The organism is Aquabacterium sp. (assembly GCF_048860245.1).
Lineage (GTDB): Bacteria > Pseudomonadota > Gammaproteobacteria > Burkholderiales > Burkholderiaceae_C > Aquabacterium.
In genome coordinates, this window is record NZ_JBLIZW010000063.1 from 1 (window position 1) to 8,796 (window position 8,796).

Consider the following 8,796-nt stretch of genomic DNA (forward strand, 5'->3'; position numbering starts at 1 on the left):
GCCAGCCGTCGATGATGTCGCCCACGAGGTAGAGGGTGTCGCACTCGACGCGGCGCAGGAAGTCGAGCAGGGCGTGGGCCTGGCAGCCGGGCGTGCCCAAGTGCACATCCGAGATCCACGCGGCTCGGACGCGGTAGCGCCTGTCGGGGAGCGTGGGGGCCGGCGGACGCGGAAGCCCCATGGAGCCGCCGTTCAGGCCGGCGGTGGTGAGGTCTCGCAGCAGAGGGGCATGGATCCAGGCGCGCATGCGAGCCATGGTGGGCGCCCTCTGTGACAGCACCGCGACGCCTCGGTGACGGCGCAGTGACGCCTGGGCCGGGTCCCTTGGCCCAGGAGTTCAGGCCAGATCAGGCCGTCGGGCGCGCCTTGTAGAACTGCACCGGCGCGGCCGGGATCTGGTTGAGCACCGACTTCTTGATCTTGCCGACCACGTGCATTTCGCAGGGCTTGCAGTCAAAGCGCAGGGTGAGCTTTTCCTTGCCGTTGATGAGTTGCAGCGGCTCGGCTCGCACCGTGCCCTGAACGCCTTGCACGCCCTTGGCTTGCTTCGGGCACAGGCTCAGCGAGAAGCGCACGCAGTGCTTGGTGATCATCAGGCTGACCTCGCCCAGCTCTTCCTGGCTTTCGTAGGCGGCTTCGATCACCTTCACGCCATGCTTGGCGTAGAAGTCGCGCGCCTTGTGGTTGAACACGTTAGCCAGATAGCTCAACGAATCCTCAGGGTACGTCACAGGCGGCTCGACTGCCTTGGCGCGCACAGGGCGCTCGTAGGCCGCTGCGCGGGCCGCTTCCAGGTTGGCGATGGCATCCCGACGCAATTGATTGACGGCCGAGGCCGGCACGAACCATGGCTGCTGGGTCGACAGCATCAGATCGTGCGCGGCGTACAGTGTCGCACCCAGCTTGGTCAGGTTGTCGCGCAGGCTGGCTTCCGCCTTCTCGGGCGACTGAGGGGCCTGTTTGTCGCACACCACGCGGGCTTCACCGGTGTGGCCGTTTTCGTCGGTCACGGTCAGAGCCAGACCATCTTCGGTGTCGGTCAGGTTCATCCACAGGCCCATGCGGCGCTCGGAAGACTTCTTCGACAGCAGGTTTTCCCAAGCGCGGTCACGGTTGCGGTTGATGGCCACGCCCGCCTTCAGGTCCTTCAGCGTTTCAATGTCTTCATTGGGGAACACGCGCCAGATGCGGCCCGACTTGCCCACGGGCTCGGCGGTGTTGGCCTGCACGCCCACGATGTCCTTGGTCAGCGTCAGGTAGTTCAGGCCGTCACCGTTGTGGATGCCGCCCGCTTCCTTGATGGCCTCGTCTTCGATCAGCACGTCAAACCACTTGTCGCCCACCTTGGTGACTTCACCCACCGGCAAACCCAGGTGCTTGGGCGACTCAAAGGCGCCAATGTCTTCCTTGCGGCCGTTCACGAAGTAGTCGGTGCTGCCGCGGTTGAAGTTGCGCTCGGGTTCAGGCTGGAAGTAGAACGTGCACTCACCGGCCGACGCGCGGGCCAACTCCGGGCGCTCTTCGAGGATCTCGTCGAGCAGCATGCGGTAGTGGGCGGTGATGTTCTTCACATAGCCCATGTCCTTGTAGCGGCCCTCGATCTTGAACGAACTCACGCCGGCATCAATCAGTGCTCGCAGGTTGGCGCTTTGGTCGTTGTCCTTCATGGACAGCACGTGCTGTTCGAACGCGACCATCTGGCCTTTGTCGTCCATCACGTTATAGGGCAGGCGACAGGCTTGCGAGCAATCGCCCCGGTTGGCGCTGCGGCCCGTGTGGGCGTGGCTGATGAAGCACTGGCCACTGTAGGCCACGCACAGCGCGCCGTGAATGAAAAACTCGATGGCGCAGTGGGTGTTGACCGCAATCGTGCGAATTTGCTTGAGTGTGAGTTCACGCGCCAGCACGATCTGGCTGAAGCCCACGTCTTGCAGAAACTTGGCCTTCTCCACCGTGCGAATGTCGGTTTGCGTGGACGCGTGCAGCTGAATCGGGGGCAGGTCCAGTTCCAGCAAACCCATGTCCTGCACGATCAGGGCATCCACCCCGGCGTCGTACAGCTCCCAGATCTGCTTGCGAGCGGGCTCCAGCTCGTCATCGCGCAAGATGGTGTTCAGCGTGGTGAAAATCTTGGCGTTGTAGCGGTGCGCATGCTGCACCAGACGGGCGATGTCACTGACCTCGTTGCTGGCGTTGGTGCGCGCGCCAAACGACGGTCCGCCGATGTAGACAGCGTCAGCGCCGTGGTTGATGGCCTCGATGCCGATGTCGGCAGTCTTGGCGGGCGCGAGCAATTCAATTTGGTGGCGGGCGAGAGACATGGGGCAAGCGCAGGCAACTGCAAAAGAGCAAACCGCCGATACTAGCGCCATGCGCTCGAAAAAAGCTCAAAACCTTCAATCGTCACTTCAAGCCAGTGGGAATTCAGGCCGTTTTGACCGGCTGGATGCCTTGCGGGGCTTCGCGCTCATCTGGATGGCGGCGTTTCACTTCTGTTTTGACCTGAGCAACTACCGCCTGCTGGACGCGAATTTCTACGCCGATCCGCTGTGGACGGTGCAGCGCACCTGCATCCTCTCGCTGTTCCTGATTTGCGCAGGCGCCGGACAGGCTGTGGCCACCGAGCAAGGCCAGACTTGGGCACGTTTCTGGCGCCGGTGGGCGCAAATCGTGGGGTGCGCGCTGCTGGTCAGTGCCGGCAGTTGGTTCATGTTTCCACACAGCTACATCAGCTTTGGTGTGCTGCATGGCATGGCCATCATGCTCATTGTGGCGCGTCTGAGTGCGCCTTTGCGTGGGTGGCTATGGGGCTTGGGCGGTGTGATGCTGGTCTTGCCGCAATGCGTTCAGCATCCGTTTTTTGACACACGCCTGACCAACTGGGTGGGGCTGGTCACGCACAAGCCCATCACCGAAGATTACGTACCCATCTTGCCGTGGCTGGGCGTGATGTGGTGGGGCATGGCCGCGACACAGTGGATCCTGTCACACCGACGACACTGGCTCTCGGCACAAACCCTCGGTTCGGGTGACAATGCCGGCTTGCCGCGTTTCATCGCCGCTGCGCGCAGCAAATTGGCGGTGCTGGGACGCTGGAGCCTGACTTTTTACATGGTGCATCAGCCGGTGATGATCGGCGGGCTGCTGGCGTGGATGACACTGACCGGACGCCCGTTCTGAGGCACCGATGCCCAAACCAACGGAACCCCACAGATGACCCAAGACGAACTCAAGACCCTGGTTGGCCGCGCGGCGCTGGACTATGTGCAACCCGGCAGCATCGTAGGGGTGGGCACCGGCTCGACCGTGGACAAGTTCATCGACGCCCTGGGCGAAGCCTTGAAGGCCGATCCCGCCCGCGTGGTCGGCGCCGTGTCCAGTTCGGTTCGCAGCACGCAGCGCCTCGAAGCGCTGGGCATCAAGGTCTTGCCCGCAGAGTCGGTGACGGCCCTGGGTGTCTACATCGATGGCGCTGACGAAATTGATCACGCCGGCAACATGGTCAAAGGCGGCGGCGCGGCCCTGACGCGCGAAAAGATCGTGGCCGATCTGGCCGACAAGTTTGTCTGCATCGCCGACGAATCCAAGCTGGTTCAGGCCTTGGGCAAGTTCCCGCTGCCTGTTGAAGTGATTCCCATGGCCGCCGCACAGGTGATCCGCGCTTTTGCCAAGCTGGGCGGCGTGGGCAAGGTGCGTGAAGGCGTGACCACCGACAACGGTAACGTGGTGGTTGATGTGACGGGGCTGAGCATCACGAACCCCGCACAGTTTGAATCCGACATCAATCAGATCCCCGGCGTCGTGACCGTGGGCGTGTTCGCGCGCAACAAGGCATCGGTGTGCTTGTTGGGGACGGCCCAAGGCGTCAAGACCATGACGTTCTGAGCGCGAACTGCGCTTTGGGGGCGGAGCGATCCGCCTCTCTGCGAACCAGCCTCGCCGAGGCTGGTTTTTTTACGCCTGTGCTGGCCGGACGTAGGCCAGCGCCCCCAAGCCCGCCTGTCGTCCCGTGGCCATGGATGCCGTGAGCAGGTAGCCGCCGGTGGGGGCTTCCCAATCCAGCATCTCGCCAGCACAAAATACGCCGGGCAAGGCACGAACCATGAAGTGTTCGTCCAGCGCCTCAAACTTGACGCCACCGGCCGTGCTGATGGCCTCGTCCATGGGGCGCGTGCGCGTCACGGTGAGGGGCAGGGCCTTGATGGCTTGCGCAAGGCTGGTGGCATCGGCCAGTTGCTCGGGTGACAGGCACTCGTGCAGCAAGGCCATCTTCAAACCTTGCAGACCCAGTCGGCTCTTCAGGTGGGTGGACAGGCTGCGTGGTCCGCGTGGGCGGCTGACCTCGGCCAGCACCTGCTCTGGCGTGTGTGCGGGCAGCAGGTCCAGATGCAAGGTGCACGCGCCATCGCGATTGATGCGCTCGCGGATGCGGCTGGAGAAGGCGTAAATCAGGCTGCCTTCGATGCCGGTGTCGGTCAGCACAAACTCACCCTGCTGGCGCTGGGTGTGGCCCTGCACATCGATCACGGTGATGGCCACAGGCTTGATGGGCTGTCCCGCAAACTTGTGCCGCAAGAAATCGCTCCAGCCTGCACGATCGGGTGCTGTGGGGGCGACATCAAAGCCACAGTTGGCCGATTGCAAGCGGGCCGTGTCCACACCCTTGGCCTGCAGCAACGGCATCCAGCTGCCGTCCGACCCCAGGCGGGCCCAACTGCCGCCACCCAAAGCGAGGATGGTGCAGGTCGCTGCCTTGGTGATTTCACCATCGGCTGTGGTGAAACGCAGCGCGCCTTGATCGGTCCAGCCCATCCAGCGGTGACGCATGTGAAAGCGCACGCCCGCTTCGCGCAGGCGGTGCAGCCAGGCGCGCAGCAAAGGCGCCGCCTTCATGTCGGACGGGAACACTCGTCCGGACGTGCCGACAAAGGTGTCGACACCCAAGTCAGCAGCCCAAGCACGCATGGCGTCGGGTGAAAACGCCTCGACAGCAGGTTTCAACGCCGCTTCACGTTCTGCAAAGCGTGTGGTGAAGCGCTCAAACGGCTCGGAATGGGTCAGGTTGAGGCCGCCTTTGCCTGCCAGCAAAAACTTGCGGCCCACCGAGGGCATGCCGTCGTACAAATCAACGGGCACACCATGGGCGGACAGCACCTCGGCGGCCATGAGGCCTGCCGGGCCCCCGCCAATGATGACAACGGACGTGGGGGCAGCACCGGCTGCAGCGGGAACAGAGGTATCAGTCAAGGATCAGAAACGGAAGCCGGAGGGGGCATTGCCCGCAGGCGAGGCTGGAGAAGTGTCAGTGGACGGGTTCGACGCTGGTGTGGGCTCGCTGGCCTTGGCGGCAGGCGGTGGCACCAGCGGCGATGGCGTGGCCTGGCGGTAATTGCGGGGCAGCATGGACGTGGCTGGGTAGCCTGCCGCATTCAGGTATTCAGTCCATTCACCTTGGCTGAAGCCGAGGATCTGCTTGGCACCGATGCGAACCACGGGCAACTGATCGGTTTTTTCAGTGGCGCGGAATTGGCGAATGTCGTCGGGGGTGTTGACCGTCTTTTCAGAAAACGGCACACCGCGGCTGCGCAACAACTCGCGGCCTGCATCGCAAGGCGAGCAGCTTTTGCTGGTGTAGAGCGTGACCGGATAACGCCCGACAGCCGCCTGCAATTCAAAAGGCAGGTTCTCGGTGGATGAGGTCGCGCCGTTGGCCTTGATCGTTTGAGCCGTCTGGTTGACGGGTTCACGATCGGTGTAGGTGATGCGGCCATCGGGCCCCACGACCTTGTACAAGGCCCATGCCGACGAACTCATGCCAACCAAGGTCAGGCTGGTGATCAAAGTTGTCGCAACAACGCTCGGCTTCATCTTCGTCATCCTTGTCTGTCTTCAGCTCATGCCCTGATGGCGCAAGAGGGCATCAATTTGAGGCTCACGACCGCGGAAAGCCTTGAAGTTTTCCATGGCGCTGCGGCTGCCGCCCGCTTCCAGAATGGCTTCACGGTAGCGGCGGCCCACCTCAGGGTTGAGGACCCCCGTCGCGGCCGTGGCGGCTTCTTCAAATGCGGCGTAAGCATCTGCAGAGAGTACCTCAGCCCACTTGTAGCTGTAGTAGCCCGCCGCGTAGCCGCCTGCAAAGATATGTGAAAAGCTGTGCTGGAAACGGTTGAAGGCTGGCGGAATGTTCACCGCCACTTCCTGGCGCACCTCATCGAGCACGGCTTGAATGCGGCTTTCGCTGCCGGGCTCGGCATGCAGTCGCATGTCAAACAGCGAGAACTCGATCTGACGCAGGGTCATCAAACCACTTTGGAAGTTCTTGGCTGCGGTCATCTTGTCGAACAGCTCACGAGGCAGGGATGCGCCCGTGTCGACGTGGCAGGTCAGCTTCTGAACGACGTCCCACTCCCAGCAGAAGTTTTCCATGAACTGGCTGGGCAGCTCGACGGCATCCCACTCGACACCGCTGATGCCCGCCACGCCGATGTCATCGACCTGCGTGAGCATGTGGTGCAAGCCGTGGCCGAACTCGTGGAAGAGGGTGGTCACGTCGTCGTGGGTGAGCAGGGCGGGCTTGTCGCCAACACCCTTGGCGTAGTTGCACACAAGGTGCGCCACAGGGGTTTGGGTGGCGTGGGTGTCAGGGCGTTTCCAGCGGCCACGCACATCGTCCATCCAGGCGCCTGGGCGTTTGCCGGGGCGAGCGTAGGGGTCCAGATAGAACTGGCCCACCAGCTTGCCTGCACGCTCGATGCGGAAGAATCGCACCGATTCATGCCACACCGGTGCGATGTCCGACTGGATTTGCACGTCAAACAGCGTTTCGATCAGGTTGAACAGGCCCTTGAGCACGGTGGGTTCCGTGAAGTACTGCTTGACTTCCTGATCGCGGAAGGCGTAGCGCGCTTCCTTGAGCTTTTCGCTCACAAAGGACACGTCCCAGGCTTGCAGATCGTCCAGACCGCAGTCACTCTTGGCGAACGCACGCAGTTCGGCCATGTCGGCTTCGGCGAAGGGGCGCGCACGCTTGGCCAGGTCACGCAGGAAATCCATCACCTGCTGTGGGTCGTGGGCCATCTTGGGCACCAGCGACACCTCGGCGAAGTTGGCGGAGCCCAGCAGTTGGGCCTCTTCCTGGCGCAGTGCCACGATGTCGCGCATCAGCGGTGAGTTGTCACGCTCGGCGGCACCCAGTTCGCTGGCCCGGGTGGTGTAGGCGCGGTACAGGGTTTCGCGCAGACCACGGTGGGTGGCGTATTGCATGACCGGCAAGTAGCTCGGCATGTGCAGTGTCAGCTTGTGGCCCTCTTTGCCTTCGGCTTGTGCCGCGGCACGGGTGGCATCGATGACGTCTTGCGGCACGCCAGCCAGTTCGTCGGCACTGGCGTAGTAAGCGTAGGCATCGGTGGCATCCATCACGTGCTCGGAAAAGGCTTGCGACTTGGCGGCCTGTTCTTCCTGGATGGCTGCAAAGCGTTCCTTGGCCGCACCTTGCAGTTCGGCACCGCCCAACACAAAGCCGCGCAGGGCATTGTCCAGCGCACGCTGGCGGGGGGCGCTCAGCAGTTCGTGCGCGGGCAAGTTGTGTTGGGCTTCAGCCAACGCTTTGTACTTGGCGTACAGACGTTCGTCGGCGCCCAGGCGGGTGTAGAACTCGGTGATGCGGGGCAGGTTCTCGTTGTAGGCCGCCCGCAGCTCGGGCGTGTCGGCCACACTGTTGAGGTGCCCCACCGCGCCCCATGCGCGACCCAATCGCTCGGTGGCCACGTCCAGCAGCAGCGACAGCGCATCGTAGTCGGCGGGCACATCCGGGCCAGTGACCCGGGTCAGCGCAGCATCGGCATCGGCCAACAGCACGTCCAGTGCGGGTGTCACGTGTTCAGGCTTGATCTGATCGAACAGGGGCAGGCCGGTGGTGTCAAGCAAGGGATTGGTGCTCATGGGATGCGACGGGGAGTCCTGAACGGATAAATGAGGTGTCACCGATGGAATGCAAGGCCAATGCCGGGTGACATCGACCTTGCTCAGCGCATCAGGCTTGACCTGCGGTGCGCTCGGCAGCTTCCATGGTGTTGACCAGCAGCATGGTAATGGTCATCGGGCCAACCCCACCGGGGACGGGGGTGATGTAGCCAGCGACTTCCTTGCAGCCGTTGAAGTCCACGTCACCGCAGAGCTTGCCTTCGTCGTCGCGGTTCATGCCCACGTCAATCACCACGGCGCCGGGCTTGATCATGTCGGCGGTCAGCACATTGCGCTTGCCCACGGCGGCCACCACGATGTCGGCCTGGCGGGTCATGGCGCCCAGATCGGCGGTGCCGCTGTGGGTGATGGTCACGGTGGCGTTGGCTTGCAACAGCATCATGGCCATGGGCTTGCCGACGATGTTGGAGCGACCGATGACCACAGCGTGTTTGCCGCGCAGATCCTTCATGCCGATGGATTCGAGCATCTTCATGCAGCCGTAAGGGGTGCAGGCCTTGAAGCCCACTTCACCCACCATCAGGGCGCCTGCGCTGGCCACGTGGAAACCGTCCACGTCCTTCAGGGGCGAAATGGCTTCGATGACCTTGTGGTCATCGATGTGCTTGGGCAGGGGCAGTTGCACCAGGATGCCGTGAATGCTGGGGTCGTTGTTCAGCGCGTCGACGCGGGCCAGCAGTTCGGCCTCGGTCATGGTGGCATCGTACTTTTCCAGCACCGACTTGAAGCCGGCGTCTTCGCAGGCCTTGACCTTGTTGCGCACATAGACCTGGCTGGCGGGGTTGTCACCCACCAGGATCACGGCCAGACCAG

7 protein-coding genes and 1 pseudogene are annotated in these 8,796 nt (G+C 62.9%); 2 read left to right on the forward strand and 6 right to left on the reverse strand.

Annotated elements, in window-relative coordinates:
* Together ACMV18_RS06980 and ACMV18_RS06985 are read right to left on the reverse strand one after the other, a co-directional pair.
* Positions 1-223, reverse strand: a pseudogene (locus tag ACMV18_RS06980) (UDP-2,3-diacylglucosamine diphosphatase); the annotation flags it as partial.
* Positions 224-347: 124 nt separating this feature from the next.
* Positions 348-2,321 (reverse strand): peptidase U32 family protein, encoded by a 1,974-nt coding sequence (locus ACMV18_RS06985; RefSeq protein WP_420817250.1) that lies wholly within the window; start codon positions 2,319-2,321, stop codon positions 348-350.
* Between the two features lie 49 nt (positions 2,322-2,370).
* On the opposite strand from ACMV18_RS06985, the gene ACMV18_RS06990 reads away from it, so the two are divergent.
* Together ACMV18_RS06990 and rpiA are read left to right on the forward strand one after the other, a co-directional pair.
* Positions 2,371-3,180, forward strand: coding sequence for a DUF1624 domain-containing protein (locus ACMV18_RS06990; protein WP_420817251.1), 810 nt, complete (start codon positions 2,371-2,373; stop codon positions 3,178-3,180).
* A 33-nt stretch (positions 3,181-3,213) separates the two neighbouring features.
* A complete protein-coding gene (gene rpiA, locus ACMV18_RS06995) occupies positions 3,214-3,885 on the forward strand; it encodes a ribose-5-phosphate isomerase RpiA (protein WP_420817252.1) in 672 nt (223 codons plus the stop codon).
* A 69-nt stretch (positions 3,886-3,954) separates the two neighbouring features.
* Here the strand turns inward: rpiA and ACMV18_RS07000 are convergent, their stop codons facing one another.
* The 4 genes from ACMV18_RS07000 to ACMV18_RS07015 all read right to left on the reverse strand — a co-directional run.
* The gene (locus ACMV18_RS07000; protein WP_420817253.1) at positions 3,955-5,247 is read right to left on the reverse strand and encodes a TIGR03862 family flavoprotein; all 1,293 of its coding nucleotides are present in this window, start codon (positions 5,245-5,247) and stop codon (positions 3,955-3,957) included.
* Between the two features lie 3 nt (positions 5,248-5,250).
* Complete coding sequence (locus ACMV18_RS07005; protein WP_420817254.1) at positions 5,251-5,868, reverse strand: glutaredoxin family protein; 618 nt, start codon at positions 5,866-5,868, stop codon at positions 5,251-5,253.
* Between the two features lie 21 nt (positions 5,869-5,889).
* Entirely contained in the window at positions 5,890-7,941 is a 2,052-nt protein-coding gene (locus ACMV18_RS07010) for a M3 family metallopeptidase (protein WP_420817255.1), read from the reverse strand.
* A gap of 91 nt (positions 7,942-8,032) precedes the next feature.
* Positions 8,033-8,796 (reverse strand): bifunctional methylenetetrahydrofolate dehydrogenase/methenyltetrahydrofolate cyclohydrolase (locus ACMV18_RS07015; RefSeq protein WP_420817256.1); only part of this gene is annotated, 764 nt, incomplete at its 5' end.

Bases quoted from the DNA above. Each gene is read 5' to 3' on its own strand.
- ACMV18_RS06985 (WP_420817250.1), bottom strand. From the start codon at position 2,321: ATGTCTCTCGCCCGCCACCAAATTGAATTGCTCGCGCCCGCCAAGACT.
- ACMV18_RS06990 (WP_420817251.1), top strand. From the start codon at position 2,371: ATGCGCTCGAAAAAAGCTCAAAACCTTCAATCGTCACTTCAAGCCAGT.
- rpiA (WP_420817252.1), top strand. From the start codon at position 3,214: ATGACCCAAGACGAACTCAAGACCCTGGTTGGCCGCGCGGCGCTGGAC.
- ACMV18_RS07005 (WP_420817254.1), bottom strand. From the start codon at position 5,868: ATGAAGCCGAGCGTTGTTGCGACAACTTTGATCACCAGCCTGACCTTG.
- ACMV18_RS07010 (WP_420817255.1), bottom strand. From the start codon at position 7,941: ATGAGCACCAATCCCTTGCTTGACACCACCGGCCTGCCCCTGTTCGAT.